Source organism: Halomonas sp. ND22Bw (assembly GCF_003011945.1).
Classification (GTDB): domain Bacteria; phylum Pseudomonadota; class Gammaproteobacteria; order Pseudomonadales; family Halomonadaceae; genus Halomonas; species Halomonas halophila.
Genome location: NZ_PXWD01000004.1, coordinates 70,314 through 89,759, shown reverse-complemented (window position 1 = coordinate 89,759; position 19,446 = coordinate 70,314). Strand labels below are relative to the sequence as shown.

The window sequence follows — 19,446 nt, the reverse complement described above, 5'->3', positions numbered from 1 at the left end:
GTGCCGCGTGCCGCCGAGTGGGCGGCGGGCTCGCCTCGGGTCGTGCCTAGGCGACGCCCTGCGCCTCGTCGTCCGTATCGGGAGCGAAGACTTCGCGGGCATGATGATAGAGCACGCCGGCGTAGCCGTTGCGCTGCATCACCTTGAGGATCTTGGCCGGGTTCTCGTCATCCAGGGCGCGACGCAGCTTGTCGCGCTGCTCGTCGTCCAGCGACTCGTGCCAGTGGTAGGGCTCGCCATTCGCGCTGGCCGCCTCGGCACGGCGGATCAGGTCCATCTCGACCCGGCCGCCGTAGCGGTACAGCAGGTCGTAGCCTTCCTGGAGATGCAGGGCCGGCACGTCGCACGGTTTCTCCAGGCTTTCCAGCACGTTGTAGTAGTAATAGCTGAGCGGTTCCATCATCACTCCTCTCGCGAATGAGGGGCATGGCCCGGCCGTGGTGAGAGGGTGGCCGGGGTGCATGGAGCCGGGGCGAAAAATGCCGCCGACTTCCCCACGCTACACCCAGTGGCGCGCCCAGAACAGTCTCGAGAACGTCATACTTCTGTCGCTGTTGCCCTGAAACGCAAGACGCCCCCGCGGCTGGGCCGCGGGGGCGTCTCGATCGACCTGAGATTCCAACAACAACACCATCTCGGACGAGGGAATGCAGATTCCTGTCGCGAGCGCAGCAAGAAATCGGCGTTTCCTCAGAAGTGCGGCTTGAGCTGCTTCAGCAACGCCTTGAACATCCGCGGTCCGGCGGCCATCAGCTGGCCATCGGTGGTCACCGAGGGCTGGCCGTCCGGCGTGCCCTGCAGGGCGCCGGTTTCCTTGAGCAGCAGCGAGCCGACCAGCAGGTCCTGCTCGTCGATGCCCATCACGAAGGCGGCGTCGACGCGGCCGGCGGCCAGATCGGCGAGGTCCAGCAGGCCGCAGCCGGAGGCGCGCATCAGGTCCACCTGGGGCGCCAGCTGCTGGGTGACGGTCAGGTAGGACGGCAGCTGGCGCTCACGCACCCAGCTCTCCGGCAGGCTCATGGCGATGCGGGAGCCGGGGATCGCGGTGGCCTTGGAGACGCGCAGGCGCTTGCCGTTGAGCTGGGCACCGCGGCCGCGGCTGGCCAGGTACTCGTCATCGCTGAAGGGGCAGATCACCACCGCATGCTCCGGGCGGCCCTTGACCAGGCATACCAGCGACAGTGCGAAGCTCGGCGCGGCGACGGCCAGGTTGGAGTAGCCGTGGAAGGGTTCGATGCGCCACAGCACGTCGGCGCCCTCGCCTTCGCCGGCGCGGTGCGGCGTGTAGCGGCCGACGACGCCGTGCTGGGGGTAGCCACGGGACAGCTGGCGGGTGATCAGCGCCTCGGCGTTGCGGGCGGTGTCCTCGAGCAGCTTGTCGAGATTGTGTTCTTCGTGGGCGTTCTCGATACGCTCACGGATACGCAGAAACTGTTCGCCGGCGCTGCGTGCGGCACGCAGGGCGTACTGGACCATCGGATGCATGATCGGGCCTTGGGGAGTCGGTGGTGTTAAAGAACGGAGATCGGCGCGCATCCTAGCAGAAGCACGGGAGCCGCGCCACGCAAAGCCGCGGCATGCTAGACTCTCGCCCCTTCACCATCGACGCGACACCAGACAGGCCCTCCCCATGCTCGAGCGCATCCGCATCGTCCTGATCGGCACCAGCCATCCCGGCAACATCGGCGGCACCGCCCGCGCCATGCACAACATGGGCCTGGCGGACCTGGCCCTGGTGGCGCCGCGCTGCGAACCGCTCACCGCCGATACCGTCTCGCGGGCCTCCGGCGCCGACGCGCTGGTCCACGCCGCCCGCACCGTGGAGACCCTGGAGGAAGCGGTCGCCGACTGCACCCTGGTGGTCGGCGCCAGCGCCCGCTCGCGTACCCTGCCCTGGCCGATGATCACGCCCCGCGCGCTCGGCGAGCGACTGCCCGAGGAGCTGGCCGCCCCCGACGGCCGCGTGGCGCTGGTCTTCGGCCGCGAGGACAGTGGCCTGACCAACGCCGAGCTGCAGCGCTGCCATGCCCACGTGCACATCCCCACCAACCCGGACTTCAGCTCGCTGAACCTGGCCGCCGCGGTGCAGGTACTGGCCTACGAGTGCCGGCTGGCGTGGATGGAACACGGCGAGACGCCGGCGGCGTCCGCGGAGAAAGACGATGCCCAGCCGCTGGCCAGCCACGAGGAGCTGGAGCACTACTTCACGCACCTCGAGCGCACCCTGATCGCGATCGGCTTCCACGATCCGGCCCAGCCCCGCCAGCTGATGGCGCGGCTGCGTCGCTTCACGCTGCGCGCGCGTCCGGAGCGCATGGAACTCAACATCCTGCGCGGCATCCTCTCGAACACCGAGAAGCTGGCCCGGCCGGAGCAGCCGGCCACCGGCGAGCGGGCCTCCGGCGAGCCCGGCAGCGACTGAGCCGATGCCGGGGGTGCGGCGGGCCACGGCTTGAAGCCGGCCCGCCGCACCCCCACTATGAAGACATTCCCCGCTCCCGTTCGGCCGCTTGCCCCGCAACGCCTGGCTCTTCAACCAAGGACCCGCCGCATGTTTCAACGTCTGCGCGAAGACATCAACAGCGTATTCGACCGTGACCCGGCGGCGCGCAACTTCCTGGAAGTGCTCACCAACTATCCCGGACTGCACGCCCTGCTCGTCCATCGGCTCAGTCACTGGCTGTGGCAGAAGAACCTCAAGTGGCTGGCCCGCACCCTGTCGAGCCTGGCGCGCTGGTTCACCGGCATCGAGATCCACCCCGGGGCGACCATCGGCCGGCGGTTCTTCATCGACCACGGCATGGGCGTGGTGATCGGCGAGACCGCCGAGGTCGGCGACGACGTCACCCTCTACCAGGGCGTGACCCTGGGCGGCACCAGCTGGAACAAGGGCAAGCGCCACCCGACCCTGGAGGACGGCGTCATCGTCGGTGCCGGGGCCAAGATCCTCGGCCCGTTCACCGTCGGCGCCGGGGCCAAGGTCGGCTCCAACGCCGTGATCACCAAGGAGGTGCCGGCCGGCGCCACCGTGGTCGGCATCCCCGGCAAGGTGGTCAAGCGCGACGACCCCGACACCGTCACCCCGCTGGAGGTCGACCCAGAACGCCGCGAGGCCATGCGCCGCAAGTTCGGCTTCGACGCCTATGGCGTCAGCCAGGACATGCCCGACCCGGTGGCTCGCTCGATGCAGGCCATGCTCGACCACATGCACGCCGTCGACGAGCGTCTCGAGCGCATGTGCACCACCCTGCGCAGCATCGACGCCGGCTTTCGCGACAGCAATCTGCCCGAGCTGCGCGACGAGGACTTCGCCAACGTCCTCGCCGACGTGGACAGCTGCTGCGGCCCTCAGGACGAGCCCCAGGGCGACAAGACCGCGGATGCCCAGGACCACACCGAGGCCGAAGGCGGCGACACCGCCGCGCGCCGCCGCCAGAATGGTTGACCGTGATACTCGGGTTTCCTCATAATATTGGCCCGATCCGACGCCGCCGGAATCGGCCCGCCTCGCCGCTGGCCGACGCCCGCGCCGGCACCGAGGTAATGCCCCCATGCGCCTGACCACCAAGGGACGCTACGCCGTCACCGCCATGCTCGACCTGGCCATGCATGCCGACGAAGGCCCCACCAGCCTCGCCGACATATCGCGTCGCCAGGAAATCTCGCTGTCCTATCTCGAGCAGCTGTTCGCCCGCCTGCGGCGCGCCAGACTGGTGGACAGCGTGCGCGGTCCGGGTGGAGGCTACCTGCTGGCGCTGGCGCCGGACGCCATCTCGGTGGCCCGGGTGATCGACGCGGTCAACGAGTCGGTCGACGCCACCCGCTGCGGCGGCCTGTCGGACTGTCAGCAGGGTGACACCTGCCTGACCCACCATCTGTGGAACGAGCTGTCCGACCAGATTCACGGCTACCTCGAGGGCGTGACCCTGGGTCAGCTGGCCGGTCGCGAGGAATTCCAGCGCATCGCCGAACGCCAGCGGCGCCGCCTCGACGACGACCAGATCCCCACCGTCTCGCCCTGAACCCCTTACCGGTCCGATTCCATGAGCGCATCCGTCTACCTCGATTACGCCGCCACCACGCCCGTCGACCCACGCGTCGCCGAGGTGATGAGCCGCTATCTGACCCTGGAAGGCACCTTCGCCAACCCGGCCTCGCGCAGCCACATGCCCGGCTGGCAGGCCGAGCAGGCGGTGGAGAGCGCGCGCCGCCAGGTCGCCGACCTGATCGGCGCCGATCCGCGCGAGATCGTCTGGACCAGCGGCGCCACCGAGGCCGACAACCTGGCGCTGACCGGCTACATGCGCGCCAACCGCGCGCGCGGCAACCACCTGGTGACCTCGACCATCGAGCACAAGGCCGTGGTGGACACCGCTCGCGCCCTCGAGCGGGAAGGCGTCGAAGTGACCTGGCTCGCGCCCGAGTCCGACGGACGCGTCACCCCCGAGGCGCTACGCGCCGCCATGCGCGAGGACACCGTGCTGGTGTCGCTGATGGCGGTGAACAACGAGCTCGGCACCATCAACGACATCGCCGCGCTGGCCGAGGTCGCCCACGCGGGCGGCGCCGTCTTCCACACTGATGCCGCCCAGGCCACCGGCCGCATCGCCCTCGACGTGGCGGCTCAGGGCATCGACCTGATGTCGCTGTCCGGGCACAAGGCCTACGGCCCCAAGGGCGTCGGGGCACTCTACGTGAAACGCGACCCGGACCTGCGCCTCGAGGCGCTGATCCACGGCGGCGGCCACGAGCGCGGCATGCGCTCGGGCACCCTGCCGACCCATCAGATCGCCGGCATGGGCGAGGCCTTCGCCATCGTCGGCCGCGAGCACCAGGACGACCAGGCCCGCATCGCCGCCCTGCGCGACCGCTTCCTGGCCGGGCTCGAGGGCCTCGAGGGCGTGCATCGCAACACCGCGACCGCGCACTCGGTGCCCAACATCCTCAACCTGGCCTTCGAGGGCGTCGACGGCGAATCGCTGCTGATGGCGCTGCGCGAGATCGCGCTGTCCACCGGCTCGGCCTGCAACTCCGCCAGCGTCGAGCCATCCTATGTATTGAAAGGCATCGGCGTGCCACGCCGCCTGGCGCTCGCCTCGCTACGCTTCAGCTTCGGCCGCTTCACCACCGAGGCCGACATCGACCGCACCCTGGAGGCCCTGCGCCACGCCCTCACCGGGCTTCGCCGCTAGCCTCCGACGCCGCAGGAGAACCACCATGGCGACACTTTCGATCACCACCGCCGCCGCCGACCAGATCCGTCGGGTGCTCGACGAACGCGGCCACGGCCTGGGCCTGCGGGTCTCGGTCAAGCCCAGCGGCTGCTCCGGCTACAGCTACGTGCTCGACTTCGCCGACGAGGCGGCCAACGACGACGTCATCGTCGAGGAGCACGGCGTGAAGGTCTACGTGGCCCCGGACGCGCTGGAAGTGCTCGACGGCAGCGAAGTGGACTATGTCTCGGAAGGGCTCAACCGCTACTTCCGCTTCAACAATCCCAACGTCAAGGACGAGTGCGGCTGCGGCGAGAGCTTCAGCGTCTGAGCCCGCCGCGCCGATTGTCCATCGCCGCTCGGGGACGGTATACTCTGCGCCCAATTCGGCGCCCGGCGCCGAGACGCCTCTTTACTCCGGCCTCGCGCCACCCCGGCCCTCCCGGGGTGGCGCGAGGCCGTCAACGCTCGTGACTTCCCAGACTGGAGAACGCACCCATGGCTACCGAACGCACCCTGTCCATCATCAAGCCCGACGCCGTCGCCAAGAACGCCATCGGCGAGATCGAGAGCCGCTTCGAGAAAGCCGGCCTGAAGATCGTTGCCGCCAAGATGCTGCAGCTGTCCCAGGAGCAGGCCGAAGGCTTCTACGCCGAGCACAGCGAGCGTCCGTTCTTCGGCGCCCTGGTCGGCTTCATGACCTCCGGTCCGGTCGTCGTGCAGGTGCTCGAAGGCGAGAACGCCATCGCTGCCAACCGTGACCTGATGGGCGCCACCAACCCGAAGGAAGCCGAGGCCGGCACCATCCGCGCCGACTTCGCCGAGTCCATCGACGCCAACGCCGTCCACGGTTCCGACTCTCCGGAATCCGCGGCCCGCGAAATCGCCTACTTCTTCGAAGACAGCGAGATCTGCTCCCGCTAAGGAAACGCCGATTCGGGGCGCGCCCGCGCCCCGAATCCGCGGTTTCCTCTCGGACCGGCAGCCTCACTGCCGCGCGGGGGCGATCTCGCCCCCGCACCCAGCCCCACCGACGCCGCTGACCGCCCATGACCGACACCACCGCACCCCAACGCTCCAATCTGCTCGGCATGACGCGCGAGGAGATGGAAGCCTTCTTCCTGTCCATCGGCGAGAAGAAGTTCCGCGCCGCCCAGGTGATGAAGTGGATTCACCACGAGGGCTGCGACGACTTCGCGTCCATGACCAACCTGTCCAAGGCGCTGCGCACGCGTCTCGAGGAAGTCGCCGAGATCCGCGGACCCAGCGTGGTCTACGAGGGCACCTCCAGCGACGGCACCCGCAAGTGGGTACTGGAAGTGGAGGACGGCAGCTACGTGGAAACGGTGCTGATCCCCGCCGAGAACGGCAAGCGCCGCACCCTGTGCGTCTCGTCCCAGGTCGGCTGCTCGCTGGACTGCAGCTTCTGCTCCACCGGCAAGCAGGGCTTCCAGCGCAACCTCACCGCCGCCGAGATCATCGGCCAGGTGTGGGTCGCCAGCAACAGCTTCGGCCCGCGCAAGGACACCGCCAATCGCCCGGTCACCAACGTGGTTATGATGGGCATGGGCGAACCGCTACTGAATTACGACAACGTCGTGCCGGCCATGAAGCTGATGCTCGACGACAACGGCTACAGCCTTTCCAAGCGCCGCGTCACGCTCTCCACCTCGGGCGTGGTGCCGATGCTCGACCGCCTCGGCGACGAGCTCGACGTGAGCCTGGCCATCTCGCTGCACGCCGCCAACGACGAGCTGCGCAACGAGCTGGTACCGCTCAACCGCAAGTACGACATCCGCACCCTGCTCGACGCCTGCCAGCGCTACCTGGGCAAGTGCGACGACACCCGCGTGGTCACCATCGAGTACACCCTGATCAAGGACGTCAACGATCAGCAGGAACACGCGCGCGAGCTTGCCGAGCTGCTCAAGGAGCTGCCGTGCAAGATCAACCTGATCCCGTTCAATCCCTTCCCGCACTCGGGCTACGAGAAGCCGTCGCGCAACCAGACCATGCGCTTCCAGCAGTGGCTGGCCGACCTGGGCTACACCGCGCCGGTCCGCTCCACCCGCGGCGATGACATCGACGCCGCCTGTGGCCAGCTGGTGGGCCGGGTCAAGGATCGCACCAAGCGCCACGCGCGCTACATCCAGTCGATCCAGATCGACGCCGACTGAGCCCCGGGGGCGCCTTGACTTCAACCGGGCACGACGCTTTGATGGTCGGGCCTTTTTCACCCACGGTCGCGCGGCCCCGTGCCGCCGCCCAGCGAGGATGCCATGACACGCCGCCCGCACGGTTCCCGACTGTTATCCGTCACCGTCGTCCTGGCGAGCGTTCTCTGGCTGACCGGCTGCGCCACCCGGTCCGACGTGGCGCCGCCCGCAGCGGACACCGGCGACCCCGTGGCCGCCTATACCCGGCTCGGCACCGCCTACCTGGAGCGCAACAACCTGCCTCGCGCGCTCTCGGCCCTGGACCGCGCCCTGGAGATCGACGACGACGCCCCCGAGGCGCTGCAGGCCATGGCCATCGTCTATCAACGCCAGGGCGAGGACGCGCTCGCCGACGAGACCTTCCAGCAGGCCATCGACGCCGCCCCCGACCTGACCCGGGCACGCAACAACTATGCCGCCTTCCTGTATGATCAGGGGCGCATCCGCGAGGCCTGCCATCAGCTCGAGCAGGCCGCCGCCGATACCCAATATGCCAATCGCGCCCAGCTGTTCACCAACCTGGGCCAGTGTCAGCGGCGCCTCGGCGACATCGAGGCCGCGCGCCACAGCCTGCAGCGTGCCCAGAGCATCGATCCGCGTCGCGCGGACAGCTACCTGCGCCTGGCCCAGCTCGAAGTCGACCAGGGGCGCTACGCGGTCGCCGAGCAGCAGCTGCAGCGCTACCGGCGCCTGGCCGGCCCCACGCCCGCGGCGCGGCAGCTGTCCGAGGAGCTGTCACGCGCCCGGGGCGAACGCTCCACGGCCGCCGTCGAGGCGCCCTGACGCCGTTTTTTCATGAAGGATGCACGCATGAGCGACAACCCTTATTCGGAGCCCGACGCCGCCCCCCAGGCCTCGCCCGGCGAGCTGCTGCGCCGCCAGCGCGAAGCCCAGGCGCTGTCCCGCGACGAGGTCGCCGAGGCCCTGAATCTGCGGCCGGCGGTGATCGACGGCCTGGAACGCGACGACTACGAAGAGGTGCCGATCGCCACCTACCGTCGCGGCTACCTGCGCAGCTACGCCAATCTGCTGGGCATCGACCCGGCGCCGGTGCTGGCCGCCTACCGGGCCCACAGCGGCGGCGAGGAGCAGGAAAGCAAGGTGACCCCGGTCCACGTGGTCAACAAGCCGCCCTCGAAGCTCGGCGCCTGGCTGTTCCGCCTGGCCACCCTGCTGGTCATCGCCGGCATGGTCGGCCTGACCCTGATGTGGTGGCAGAGCCGCGGCGGCAGCGAGCCGCCCACCCCCGGCGACAACGCCCCGGTGGCGGTGGACAGCCTCGACGGCACCACCATCACCGAGGGCGGCGAGGCCCCGAGCGACGAGCGCACCGGCGACTGGACCCAGGAAGTCGCCGCCACCCGCGCCGAGGAAGCCGCCGCCACCCGCGCCGAGGAAGCCGCGGCCGAGCCTGACGCCGACACCGACGCCGCCGACAGCACGGGCGAGCCGACCGAGGACGCAACCGCCGACGGCGACGAGACGACCATCGCCGATACGGATACCGACGCCGCGGCCGACGACAGCGTCGCCGCCGACGAGGCCGACGACGGCAGCGACACCGACACAGAGACCGCCGCCGAGCCGGCGGCCGATCCCCGGGTACTGGAGCTGACCTTCAACGAGCAGTCCTGGACCGAGATCTTCGACGCCACCGACGCGCGCGTCTTCGTCGGCCTCCAGCAGCCCGGCACCACGGCCACCGTCGAGGGCGAGCCGCCCTTCCGCCTGACCGTGGGCAACGCCACCGGCGTCGAGCTGAGCTGGCGCGGCGAGCCCGTGGACCTGACCACGCGCACCGGCGCCAACAACGTCGCCCGTTTCACTCTGGGAGAATGAGTCCGACCATGCACGCTACATCGCCCATCACCCGTCGCCAGTCACGCCGCATCCATGTCGGCAAGGTGCCGGTCGGCGGCGGCGCCCCCATCTCCGTCCAGAGCATGACCAACACCGACACGCTCGACGTGGCGGCCACCGTGGCGCAGATCCGCCAGCTGGAGACGGCAGGCGCCGACATCGTGCGCGTCTCGGTGCCCACCATGGACGCCGCCGAGGCTTTCGGCCGCATCAAGCGCGAGGTCGAGGTGCCGCTGGTCGCGGACATCCACTTCGACTACCGCATCGCCCTGCGCGTCGCCGAGCTCGGCGTCGACTGCCTGCGCATCAATCCCGGCAACATCGGCCGCGAGGACCGCGTCCAGGCCGTGGTCAGCGCCGCCCGCGACAACGGCATCCCGATCCGCATCGGCGTCAACGCCGGCTCGCTGGAGAAAGACCTGCAGAAGAAGTACGGCGAGCCGACCCCGGCCGCGCTGGTCGAGTCCGCGATGCGTCACATCGACCACCTCGAGCGCCTCGACTTCCCCGACTTCAAGGTCAGCGTCAAGGCCTCCGACGTGTTCATGGCCGTGGCCGCCTATCGCGACCTCGCCGGACGCATCGAGCAGCCGCTGCACCTCGGCATCACCGAGGCCGGCGGGCTGCGTTCGGGCACCGTCAAGTCCTCCATCGGGCTCGGCATGCTGCTGATGGACGGCATCGGCGACACCATCCGCGTGTCGCTGGCGGCCGATCCGGTCGAGGAGATCAAGGTCGGTTTCGACATGCTCAAGAGCCTGCGCCTGCGGGCCAAGGGCATCAACTTCGTCGCCTGCCCGAGCTGCTCGCGCCAGAACTTCGACGTCATCGGCACCATGAACGAACTCGAGGAGCGCCTCGACGACGTGCTCACGCCGCTCGACGTCTCGGTCATCGGCTGCGTCGTCAACGGCCCGGGCGAGGCCAAGGAAAGCGACATCGGCCTGACCGGCGGCAGCCCCGCCAACCTCGTCTACATCGACGGCAAGCCCGCCAGCAAGCTGCGCAACGACCACCTGGTCGACGACCTCGAGCGGATGATCCGCGACAAGGTCCGCGAGAAAGAGCAAGCCGAGCAGGATGTCATCGCCCGGGACGCCTGAGGCGTGCCGACAAGGAGCCAGCATTGAGCAAGAAGATCCAGGCCATTCGTGGCATGAACGACCTGCTGCCGGAGCAGTCCCCGCTGTGGCAGTACTTCGAGGGCCAGGTGCGCACCCTCATGAGCCGCTACGGCTATGACGAGATCCGCACCCCCATCGTCGAGCAGACCGCGCTGTTCAAGCGCTCCATCGGCGAGGTCACCGACATCGTCGAGAAGGAGATGTACACCTTCGAGGACCGCAACGGCGACAGCCTGACGCTGCGTCCCGAGGGCACCGCGAGCTGCGTGCGCGCCGCCATGGAACACGGCCTGCTGCACAACCAGACCCAGCGGCTGTGGTACCAGGGCCCGATGTTCCGCCACGAGCGCCCGCAGAAGGGTCGCTACCGGCAGTTCCACCAGGTCGGCGTGGAGACCTTCGGCCTCGAGGGCCCGGACATCGACGCCGAGCTGATCCTGCTCTCGGCGCGGCTGTGGAAGCAGCTCGGCCTGTTCGAGCACGTCACCCTGGAGCTCAACTCCCTGGGCTCGCCGGAGGCGCGCGCCGCCTACCGCGACACCCTGGTGAGCTACTTCCAGCAGCACCTGGATGTGCTCGACGAGGACTCCCGCCGCCGGCTCGAGACCAACCCGCTGCGCATCCTCGACTCCAAGAACCCGGACATGGCTCCGATGCTGGCCGACGCGCCGCGGCTGATGGACCACCTGGACGACGAGTCGAAGCAACACTTCGAGCGCCTGACCGCCATGCTCGATGCCGCCGGCATCGCCTACGTGGTCAACCCGCGGCTGGTACGCGGCCTGGACTACTACTCGCGCACCGTCTTCGAGTGGACCACCACCGCGCTAGGCAGCCAGGGCACGGTGTGTGCCGGCGGCCGCTACGACGGCCTCGTCGAGCAGCTCGGCGGCAAGGCCGTGCCGGCGGTCGGCTTCGCCATGGGCATCGAGCGCCTGATCCTGCTGCTCGACACCCTGGATCTCGTTCCCGACGAAGCCCGCGGCGACCTGGACGTCTACCTGCTGCCGATGAGCGAGGCCACCGAGTCGGCCGCCCTGCTGCTCGGCGAGCGCCTGCGCGAGGCGCGGCCCGAGCTCGGCGTGCAGCTGCACTGCGGCGGCGGCAGTTTCAAGAGCCGCATCAAGAAGGCCGACAAGAGCGGTGCCCGCCTGGCCCTGCTGCTGGGCGAGGACGAGCTGGCCGAGAACGCCGTGACGCTCAAGTTCCTGCGCGAGGACCGCGAACAGCAACGCCTCGACCAGGACGCCCTCGCCGATACCCTCGCCTCCCTGCTGGCAGGCGACGCCTGACGCTCTAGGACAGACAAGGAGACCGCCCGTGGCGGAGATGAGAACGGAAGAAGAGCAGGTCGAAGCGATCAAGCGCTGGTGGAAGGAAAACGGCACCTCGCTGATCGCCGGCGCGGCGATCGCCGCCGCCGGGGTCTTCGGCTGGAACGCCTGGCAGGACTACCAGACCGGGCAGGCCGAAGCGGCCTCGGCCACCTACCAGCAGGTGCTGACCCTGAGCGGCCAGGACAGCCTGGATGACGGCGCCCGCCAGCGCATCGACGAGCTGACGACGCGACTGGTCGAGGACCACGGCGACAGCCTCTACGCCGACCTGGCGCGCCTGATGGACGCCCGCGTGGCGGTAGATGCCGGCGACCTGGACGCCGCCGAAGGCACCCTGGCGGCGCTGATCGACGACGGTGACCGCCCCTACCTGCAGGGCGTGGCGCGGCTGCGCCTGGCGCGCCTGCAGCTGGCCGGCGACGACGCCGAGGCGGCCCTGGCGACCCTCGACGGCGACCTGCCGTCGCCGCTGGCCGCCCAGCGCGCCGACATCCGCGGCGACGCCCACCTCGCACTGGGCGACCGCGACGCCGCCCGCCAGGCCTGGCAGGAGGCCCTGAGCCTCTCCGAGGCCGGCGACCAGCCGCTCTACGGCGTGCAACTCAAACTGGACGATCTGGGCGTCGAGGAGACCTCATGAGCAAGACTGCACTCGCCATCGCCGCCACCGCCGCGCTGGGCCTGCTGACCGGCTGCGCCGGCCAGGTGGAGCCCGAGTATCCGCCCAAGGAACTGCGTGACACCGCGGGCACCACCAGCGTCGAGACCCTGTGGGAAGAACAGGTCGGCGACGGCCTCGGCCAGGGCGGCTATCCGCTGGCCCCGGCCCGGGACGGCGACCTGCTGTTCGCCGCCGACCACAGCGGCCTGGTCCAGGCCATCGACGCCGACAGCGGCGAGCCGCGCTGGCGCGTCGAGCTCGATGCCGCCGCCTCCAGCGGCCTCACCGCCGTGGCCGACCGGGTCTATCTCGGCACTCGCAACGGCGAGGTGCTGGCCCTGGACCAGGCCGACGGCGAGGTGCTGTGGCGCACCCGCGTCAACAGCGAGGTGCTGGCCGCGCCCCAGGCCAACCGCCAGCTGCTGGTGGTGCAGGCCGTGGACGGCAGCGTGACCGCCCTGGACCGCGCCAGCGGTGCCGAGCGCTGGGTCTACAGCGGCAACCGCCCCGCCCTGACCCTGCGCAGCACCGGCACGCCGCGGGTCATCGACCAGGTGACCTTCGCCGGCCAGGCCAACGGCCGGCTGGTCACCCTCGACAACCGCGCCGGCCAGCCGCTGTGGCAGCGCCGCATCGCCGTGCCCCAGGGCCGCAGCGAGATCGAGCGCCTGGTCGACCTGGCCGGCCAGCCGCTGCTGACCCAGGACGGCCGGCTGTTCGTGACCAGCTACAACGGCCGCCTGGCGGCCCTGCAGGCCACTACCGGCGAGATCCTCTGGGCCCGCGACATCTCCAGCTATCGCAGCCCGGTCATGGTCGGCGACTTCCTGTTCGTGGTCGACGAGGCCAGTCACGTGATGGCCCTCAACGCCGGCAACGGCGAGACCCTGTGGGAACTCGATGACCTCGAGGGCCGCGAGCTGACCGACCCCGCCTTCGCCGACGGCCGCCTGGTGGTGGGCGACTTCGAGGGCTACCTTCACCTGATCGACGCCCGCGAGGGTGACCTGGTCGGCCGCACCGAGATCGACGACGCCATCAGCGTGGCTCCGCTCACCGACGGCAAGCGCATCTACGCCCTGGCCGACGACGGCAGCCTCGAGGCCCTGGAACTGCAACCATGACTCCCGTGATCGCACTGGTCGGCCGCCCCAACGTGGGCAAGTCGACCCTCTTCAACCGCCTGACGCGCACCCGCGACGCCCTGGTGGCCGACTTCCCGGGCCTGACCCGGGATCGCAAGTACGGCAACGGCGCGCTCGGCGGCAAGGCCTACACGGTGATCGACACCGGCGGCATCAGCGGCGACGAGGAAGGCATCGACGCGGCCATGGCCGAGCAGTCACTGCAGGCCATCGACGAGGCCGACATCGTGCTGTTCCTGGTCGACGGCCGCAGCGGCCTGAACGTGGCCGATGAAGCCATCGCCAACCACCTGCGCATCAACCAGAAGAAGACCTGGCTGGTGGTCAACAAGACCGACGGCCTGGAAGAGCACTCCGCCATGGCGGACTTCTGGCAGCTCGGCCTCGGCGATCCGCATCCGATCGCCGCCGCCCACGGCCGCAACGTCACCGCGCTGATCGACGAGGTGCTCACGCCCTTCCCCGAGCGCGACGCCGACGTCCCGCTCGACACCGGCACCAAGGGCATCCGCATCGGCGTCATCGGCCGCCCCAACGTGGGCAAGTCGACGCTGGTCAACCGCCTGCTCGGCGAGGAGCGGGTGGTGGTCTTCGACGAGGCGGGGACCACCCGCGACGCCATCGAGATTCCCTTCGAGCGGCGCGGCGAGCCCTACGTGCTGGTCGACACCGCCGGCGTGCGGCGGCGCAAGAACGTCAGCCAGACCGCCGAGAAGTTCTCGATCATCAAGACCCTCGAGGCGATCAAGGAGTGCCATGTCGCCATCATGGTGCTCGACGCCCGCTCGGGGCTGGTGGAACAGGACCTGCACCTGCTCGACTACGTGCTGACCAGCGGCCGCGCCCTGGTGCTGGCGGTCAACAAGTGGGACGGCCTGGAGAGCGAGGCCAAGGACAAGATGCGTGCCCAGATCAAGCGCCGCCTGGGCTTCGCCGACTACGCCGACCTGCACTTCATCTCGGCGCTGCACGGCACCGCGGTGGGCGATCTCTACCCGTCCATCGAACGCGCCTTCGCCTCGGCCAACAGCCACTGGTCGACCAACCGCCTGACCAACATCCTGCACGACGCCGTGGAGCAGCACCCGGCGCCGATGATCCACGGCCGCCGCATCAAGCTGCGCATGGCCCACCAGGGCGGCAGCAACCCGCCGATCATCGTCGTGCACGGCAACCAGACCGAGTCGCTGCCGGAGGCTTACAAGCGCTACCTGACCAACACCTTCCGCAAGGTGCTCAAGGTGCGCGGCACGCCGATGCGCTTCGAGTTCCGCTCGGGCAAGAACCCCTACGATCACATGGCCGGCGCCAGCGACCGCGAGAAGGCCAAGAAGCGCGAGCTCGACCGCACCAAGGAGTCTCGCCGCGGTCGTCGCTGACGTCGCCCGGCGACGACAGGTAGCGTCGCCATCCGTCGACGCTCGACGCACCGGCGAATCTCGCCGATAGTACTCGCGCCGATAGCGCAGACCGCCGGCCCTCGGGCCGGCGGTCTGCGTCTGTCACCCCGAGGCGGTCGCCGCCAGCCCACCTCCCGTAGCGAGAGTCGCCATGTTCCTTCGTGCCCTGCGCCGCCGCGCGCGCGTCCTGATTCCCGGCTGTCTGGCCCTGCTGCTCGGCGGCTGCCTGACGCTGCCCCAGACCGGCCTGTTCGCCTTCCGCCTGGCCGTCACCTCGCTCGGCGTCGAGAACATCCGCATCGGGCCCTACGCCCTGGATGCCGGCCTCGACACCACCGATCTCGGCTCGCTGATCGCCTCCAGCCTCGGCACCGGCAGCCTGCCGGTACAGGCCACCATGGCGCTGGGCCTGGGCCTGCCTGCCGGGCTGCCCGCGGTGCAGATGGACGGCTTCGACTGGCACCTGGACGTGCCCGGGCTCGAGGCGGTCAACGGCCGCTATGAGCAGGACGTGACGCTGACCCCGGGCGACGACGCCGACCTGCGCCTGCCGCTGGCCTTCGACCTGCTGCGGGCCGATCGCAGCCAGCTCTCGCCGCTGGTCGATCTGGCCCGCCAGATGGCCCGCACCGGCGACCTGCCCCAGGGCAGCGAGCTGGCGATCACGCCGGGCGATCTCAGCGGCCTGGGCATGACGCTGCCGTCGGGGCTGCTGACGCCGACCATTCGCCTGGCCGTGGGCGAGGACGGCACGCTGAGCCCGATCGGCGATCAGCCTTGGTGATCGGAACCCTGGTCGTGGAGACGCTGGCGACCGATCCACTGGCAGGCGAACTGCCAGGCCACCCGGCCGCTGCGTCCGCCGCGCAGGGTGGCGTAGCGCACCGCCTCGGCCCGCGCCTCGTCGCCCCAGTCGTCCGCGTCGCCGAGGCGCCGCGTCCAGTGCTCGCAGGCCTCGAGGTAGGCGCTCTGGGAGAACGGGTGGAAGGCCAGCCACAGCCCGAAGCGGTCGGACAGCGAGATCTTCTCCTCGACCGCATCGCCGTGGTGGAGCTCCTCGCCGACCAGGCGGGTGGCGTCGTTGTCGGCCATCGACTCCGGCAGCAGGTGGCGGCGGTTGGAGGTGGCGTAGAGCAGCACGTTCTCGGGCGGGCCGGTCAGGGTGCCGTCGAGCACGCTCTTCAGCGCCTTGTAGGCATCGTCGTTCTGCTCGAAGGAGAGATCGTCGCAGTAGACCACGAAGCGGTGCGGCAGGTGACGCAGCTGGGCCACCAGCGACGGCAGCGCGCCAAGATCGTGACGATCCACCTGGACCAGGCGCAGCCCCTCGTCACCCAGGCCATTGAGCAGCGCCCGTACCAGCGACGACTTGCCGCTGCCCCGGGCGCCCCACAGCAGCGCGTGGTTGGCGGGGTGACCGCGCAGGAAGGCGCGGGTATTGTCGACCAGCTGGCGCTTCTGGCGCTCGATGCCGAGCAGATCGTCGAGGGCCAGGGCGTCGCGCGGCGGCACCGGCACCAGCCGCCCGCCCAGGGCATGGCGCTCCCACAGCGCGGCCACGTCACGCGTCCAGTCGACCGCCTCGGCGGCCGGCGGCAGCCAGGGCTCGACCCGGGCCAGCAGCGACAGCAGACGCTGCGACAATTCCTCGTCCATGAACTTCCTCCATGCTTGCAGGTTTCGTGGTTGATCTTGCAGGTGTGGGGGGTATCTTGTGGCGAACGCTTATTCGCCGTCCAGTGGCGCTGCCACGGCCGGCCTCAGGAGGACTCCGATGCGCTGGATTCACTGTCTCGCCGTGGGCGCGCTCAGCGTCGCCCTGGCCGCCTGCACCACCTCGCCCACCGGACGCTCGCAGCTGACCCTGATGTCCGACGACCAGCTCGACCAGATGGGGGCCCAGGCGTTCTCCCAGTATCAGCAGGAACGCCCCATCGTCGGCGGCGCGCCGGATCGGCTCGCCCAGTGCGTGACCCGCGAGATCGTCGCCGCCCTGCCGCCGAGGCTGCAGCAGGAGAACTGGCAGGTGCGGGTCTTCGAGGACGACTCGGCCAACGCCTTCGCGCTGCCCGGCGGCTACGTGGGGGTGAACACCGGGTTGCTCGAGATCACCGAGAACCAGGACCAGCTGGCGGCGGTCATCGGCCACGAGATCGGCCACGTGCTGGCCCAGCACGCCAACGAGCGCGCCTCGACCCAGAGCGCCACCAACCTCGGCCTCTCGGTGCTGTCCTCGGCCGCCGGCCTGGAAGGCGCCGGCGGTCAACAGGTGATGGCGGCACTGGGCATGGGTGCCCAGTACGGCATCCTGCTGCCCTTCTCGCGCCGCCACGAAAGCGAGGCCGACACCATCGGCCTGCGACTGATGGCCGATGCCGGCTTCGACCCGCGGGCCAGCGTCGCGCTGTGGCAGAACATGGCCAACGCCGGCGGCGGCCAGCCCCCGGAGTGGATGTCCACCCACCCCAGCCACGGCAGCCGCATCTCGGGCCTCGAGTCCGACATGAACGAGGCGCTGCAGCGCTATCGGCAGGCCGGGCGGGCGCCGAACTGCGGACAGCCCTGAGCGGGTAGAGAGCCCTGAGCGGGTAGAGAGCCTTGAGCGGATAGAGAGCCCTGAGCCAGCCCCCTTATCGAGCCACATATCAAAACGCCCCGAGCCGGACGATGGCTCGGGGCGTTCTTTTTCGCGGCCTGGTGGCGTTACAGCGCCCGGCGCAGCGCCTCCAGCACCGGATCCACGTCCGGGCGTACGCCGCGCCATAGACAGAAGGACTCGGCCGCCTGGCCCACCAGCATGCCCAGGCCATCGATGGTGGCCGCGTCGCGCTCGGCGGCCCAGCGCAGGAAGACCGTGGGCTCGGCGCCGTACATCATGTCGTAGGCGGTGGCGCCGGGGGCGAACAGATCGTTCGGTAGCGGCGGCAGGTCGCCGCCGAGGCTGGCGCTGGTGCCGTTGATCACCACGTCGAAGGGGCCTTCCACCGATTCGAAGCCGCCGCCGCTCACCCGGCCCAGGTCCGCGAAGTCCGCGGCCAGGCCGTCGGCCTTCTCGCCGGTGCGGTTGGCGATATGCAGGCGCGCCGGGGCTTCCGCCAGCAGCGGTTCCAGCACGCCGCGCACCGCGCCGCCGGCGCCGAGCACCAGAATCCGCGCCCCGGAAAGCGTCACGCCGCGGCGCTTGAGATCGCCGACCAGACCGGCGCCGTCGGTGGTGTCGCCCCGGGTGCGGCCGTCGGCCTCGAGGATCAGGGTGTTCACCGCCCCGGCGCGCTCGGCCCGGGGAGTGAGCGCATCACACAGCCGGTAGGCCGTTTCCTTGAACGGCACGGTGACGTTGGCACCGCGCCCGCCCGCCTCGACGAAACGCCCCCAGGCGCCGGCGAAGTCGTCCAGCGGCGCCTCGATGGCGGTGTATTCGAGCGTCTCGCCGGTCTGCTCGGCGAAGGCGGCGTGGATGGCCGGAGACTTCGAGTGGCCGATCGGGTGGCCGAAGACGCAGTAGCGGTCCGTCATGCCGGGTTCTCCTTGGATGGGCTCTCCTGGGCCTGGTGTTCCTTGGCCTGCTCGCCCAGCCAGTCCCGGGGCGCCAGGTAGTTCTCGTAGAGGTCGGCCTCGGGGCTGCCGGGTTCCGGCGTCCAGGCATATTCCCAGCGCGCCAGCGGCGGCATCGACATCAGGATCGATTCGGTGCGCCCGCCGCTCTGCAGGCCGAACAGGGTGCCGCGGTCCCAGACCAGGTTGAACTCCACGTAGCGGCCGCGGCGGTAGAGCTGGAAATCGCGCTCGCGCTCGCCATAGGCGGTCTCGCGGCGGCGGCGGACGATCGGCAGGTAGGCCTCGAGGAAGCTGTCGCCGACCGCGCGCTGGAAGGCGAAGCAGTCATCGAAGCCGCCCTCGTTGAGGTCGTCGAAGAACAGCCCGCCGACGCCGCGGGTCTCGTCGCGGTGCTTGAGATAGAAGTAGTCGTCGCACCAGGCCTTGTAGCGCGGGTAGACGTCGTCGCCGAAGGGCGCGCAGGCGTCCCGGGCCACCCGGTGCCAGTGGCGCACGTCCTCGAGCACCGGGTAGAAGGGCGTCAGGTCGTAGCCGCCGCCGAACCACCACACCGGCTCTTCGCCTTCCTTCTCGGCGACCAGGAAGCGCACGTTGCCGTGGCTGGTGGGCACGTGGGGATTGGTCGGATGCAGCACCCAGGACACGCCCACCGCGTGAAAGCCGCGGCCGGCGAGCTCGGGCCGGGCGGCGGTGGCCGAGGGCGGCAGGGTCGCGCCATGCACGTGGGAAAAGTTGACGCCGCCCTTCTCGAACACGGCGCCGTCTTCGATCACCCGCGAGCGGCCGCCTCCGCCCTCGGCGCGCTCCCAGGCGTCCTCGCGGAAGGTCGCCCGGCCGTCCTCGGCGGCCAGCGCCTCGCACAGCCGGTCCTGAAGGTCGAGCAGATAGGTCTTCACGGGGTCGAGATGGGCGTAGGCCACGGGGCCTCCTTG

The 19,446-nt window shown here is 70.0% G+C and carries 21 protein-coding genes; 16 read left to right on the top strand and 5 right to left on the bottom strand.

Going from position 1 to position 19,446, the window contains the following annotated elements; all coding sequences use genetic code 11:
• Positions 1-46: 46 nt before the first annotated feature.
• Positions 47-403, bottom strand: a complete 357-nt coding sequence (locus CVH10_RS07460; protein WP_237022343.1) for a hypothetical protein — start codon at positions 401-403, stop codon at positions 47-49.
• A gap of 287 nt (positions 404-690) precedes the next feature.
• Positions 691-1,485: an inositol monophosphatase family protein gene (locus CVH10_RS07455; RefSeq protein WP_035593909.1), complete on the bottom strand. Its 795-nt coding sequence runs from the start codon at positions 1,483-1,485 to the stop codon at positions 691-693.
• Between the two features lie 145 nt (positions 1,486-1,630).
• Between CVH10_RS07455 and trmJ the strand changes: the two genes are divergently transcribed.
• The 15 genes from trmJ to CVH10_RS07380 all read left to right on the top strand — a co-directional run bounded on the left by trmJ (position 1,631) and on the right by CVH10_RS07380 (position 15,740).
• Positions 1,631-2,422, top strand: a complete 792-nt coding sequence (gene trmJ, locus CVH10_RS07450) for a tRNA (cytosine(32)/uridine(32)-2'-O)-methyltransferase TrmJ (RefSeq protein ID WP_052052379.1) — start codon at positions 1,631-1,633, stop codon at positions 2,420-2,422.
• Between the two features lie 129 nt (positions 2,423-2,551).
• Positions 2,552-3,445: a serine O-acetyltransferase gene (gene cysE, locus CVH10_RS07445; protein ID WP_106488248.1), complete on the top strand. Its 894-nt coding sequence runs from the start codon at positions 2,552-2,554 to the stop codon at positions 3,443-3,445.
• Positions 3,446-3,551: 106 nt separating this feature from the next.
• On the top strand, positions 3,552-4,022 hold the full coding sequence (locus CVH10_RS07440) for an Rrf2 family transcriptional regulator (protein WP_035593913.1): 471 nt from the start codon (positions 3,552-3,554) through the stop codon (positions 4,020-4,022).
• Positions 4,023-4,043: 21 nt separating this feature from the next.
• Positions 4,044-5,192 carry an aminotransferase class V-fold PLP-dependent enzyme gene (locus CVH10_RS07435; protein ID WP_035593916.1) on the top strand — a complete coding sequence of 383 codons (1,149 nt, stop codon included), beginning with the start codon at positions 4,044-4,046 and terminating at the stop codon, positions 5,190-5,192.
• A gap of 25 nt (positions 5,193-5,217) precedes the next feature.
• The gene (locus CVH10_RS07430) at positions 5,218-5,544 is read left to right on the top strand and encodes an iron-sulfur cluster assembly accessory protein (protein WP_035593918.1); all 327 of its coding nucleotides are present in this window, start codon (positions 5,218-5,220) and stop codon (positions 5,542-5,544) included.
• A gap of 167 nt (positions 5,545-5,711) precedes the next feature.
• Positions 5,712-6,137: a nucleoside-diphosphate kinase gene (ndk, locus tag CVH10_RS07425; protein ID WP_035593920.1), complete on the top strand. Its 426-nt coding sequence runs from the start codon at positions 5,712-5,714 to the stop codon at positions 6,135-6,137.
• Positions 6,138-6,262: 125 nt separating this feature from the next.
• On the top strand, positions 6,263-7,390 hold the full coding sequence (gene rlmN / locus CVH10_RS07420) for a 23S rRNA (adenine(2503)-C(2))-methyltransferase RlmN (RefSeq protein WP_035593922.1): 1,128 nt from the start codon (positions 6,263-6,265) through the stop codon (positions 7,388-7,390).
• Positions 7,391-7,492: 102 nt separating this feature from the next.
• Entirely contained in the window at positions 7,493-8,212 is a 720-nt protein-coding gene (pilW, locus tag CVH10_RS07415) for a type IV pilus biogenesis/stability protein PilW (RefSeq protein WP_035593924.1), read from the top strand.
• A 27-nt stretch (positions 8,213-8,239) separates the two neighbouring features.
• On the top strand, positions 8,240-9,268 hold the full coding sequence (locus CVH10_RS07410) for a RodZ domain-containing protein (protein ID WP_106488247.1): 1,029 nt from the start codon (positions 8,240-8,242) through the stop codon (positions 9,266-9,268).
• An 8-nt stretch (positions 9,269-9,276) separates the two neighbouring features.
• Positions 9,277-10,392 carry a flavodoxin-dependent (E)-4-hydroxy-3-methylbut-2-enyl-diphosphate synthase gene (gene ispG, locus CVH10_RS07405; protein WP_035593928.1) on the top strand — a complete coding sequence of 372 codons (1,116 nt, stop codon included), beginning with the start codon at positions 9,277-9,279 and terminating at the stop codon, positions 10,390-10,392.
• A gap of 23 nt (positions 10,393-10,415) precedes the next feature.
• Complete coding sequence (hisS, locus tag CVH10_RS07400) at positions 10,416-11,705, top strand: histidine--tRNA ligase (protein ID WP_035593930.1); 1,290 nt, start codon at positions 10,416-10,418, stop codon at positions 11,703-11,705.
• 28 nt (positions 11,706-11,733) lie between these two features.
• The gene (locus tag CVH10_RS07395) at positions 11,734-12,390 is read left to right on the top strand and encodes a tetratricopeptide repeat protein (RefSeq protein WP_035593932.1); all 657 of its coding nucleotides are present in this window, start codon (positions 11,734-11,736) and stop codon (positions 12,388-12,390) included.
• Positions 12,387-13,535, top strand: a complete 1,149-nt coding sequence (gene bamB, locus CVH10_RS07390; protein WP_035593934.1) for an outer membrane protein assembly factor BamB — start codon at positions 12,387-12,389, stop codon at positions 13,533-13,535. Before CVH10_RS07395 ends, bamB begins: the two co-directional genes overlap by 4 nt.
• Positions 13,532-14,935, top strand: coding sequence for a ribosome biogenesis GTPase Der (gene der / locus CVH10_RS07385; RefSeq protein ID WP_035593936.1), 1,404 nt, complete (start codon positions 13,532-13,534; stop codon positions 14,933-14,935). Before bamB ends, der begins: the two co-directional genes overlap by 4 nt.
• A 172-nt stretch (positions 14,936-15,107) precedes the next feature.
• Positions 15,108-15,740 (top strand): hypothetical protein, encoded by a 633-nt coding sequence (locus CVH10_RS07380; protein WP_035593938.1) that lies wholly within the window; start codon positions 15,108-15,110, stop codon positions 15,738-15,740.
• On the opposite strand, the gene CVH10_RS07375 is transcribed toward CVH10_RS07380, so the two are convergent.
• Positions 15,728-16,612 (bottom strand): ATP-binding protein, encoded by an 885-nt coding sequence (locus tag CVH10_RS07375; RefSeq protein ID WP_035593940.1) that lies wholly within the window; start codon positions 16,610-16,612, stop codon positions 15,728-15,730. The genes CVH10_RS07380 and CVH10_RS07375 overlap by 13 nt on opposite strands.
• A gap of 118 nt (positions 16,613-16,730) precedes the next feature.
• Between CVH10_RS07375 and CVH10_RS07370 the strand changes: the two genes are divergently transcribed.
• On the top strand, positions 16,731-17,522 hold the full coding sequence (locus CVH10_RS07370; protein ID WP_035593942.1) for a M48 family metallopeptidase: 792 nt from the start codon (positions 16,731-16,733) through the stop codon (positions 17,520-17,522).
• A gap of 137 nt (positions 17,523-17,659) precedes the next feature.
• Here the strand turns inward: CVH10_RS07370 and aroE are convergent, their stop codons facing one another.
• Positions 17,660-18,472, bottom strand: coding sequence for a shikimate dehydrogenase (gene aroE, locus CVH10_RS07365; protein ID WP_106488246.1), 813 nt, complete (start codon positions 18,470-18,472; stop codon positions 17,660-17,662).
• Positions 18,469-19,434, bottom strand: coding sequence for an oxygen-dependent coproporphyrinogen oxidase (gene hemF, locus CVH10_RS07360; RefSeq protein ID WP_106488245.1), 966 nt, complete (start codon positions 19,432-19,434; stop codon positions 18,469-18,471). Before hemF ends, aroE begins: the two co-directional genes overlap by 4 nt.
• Positions 19,435-19,446: the final 12 nt, after the last annotated feature.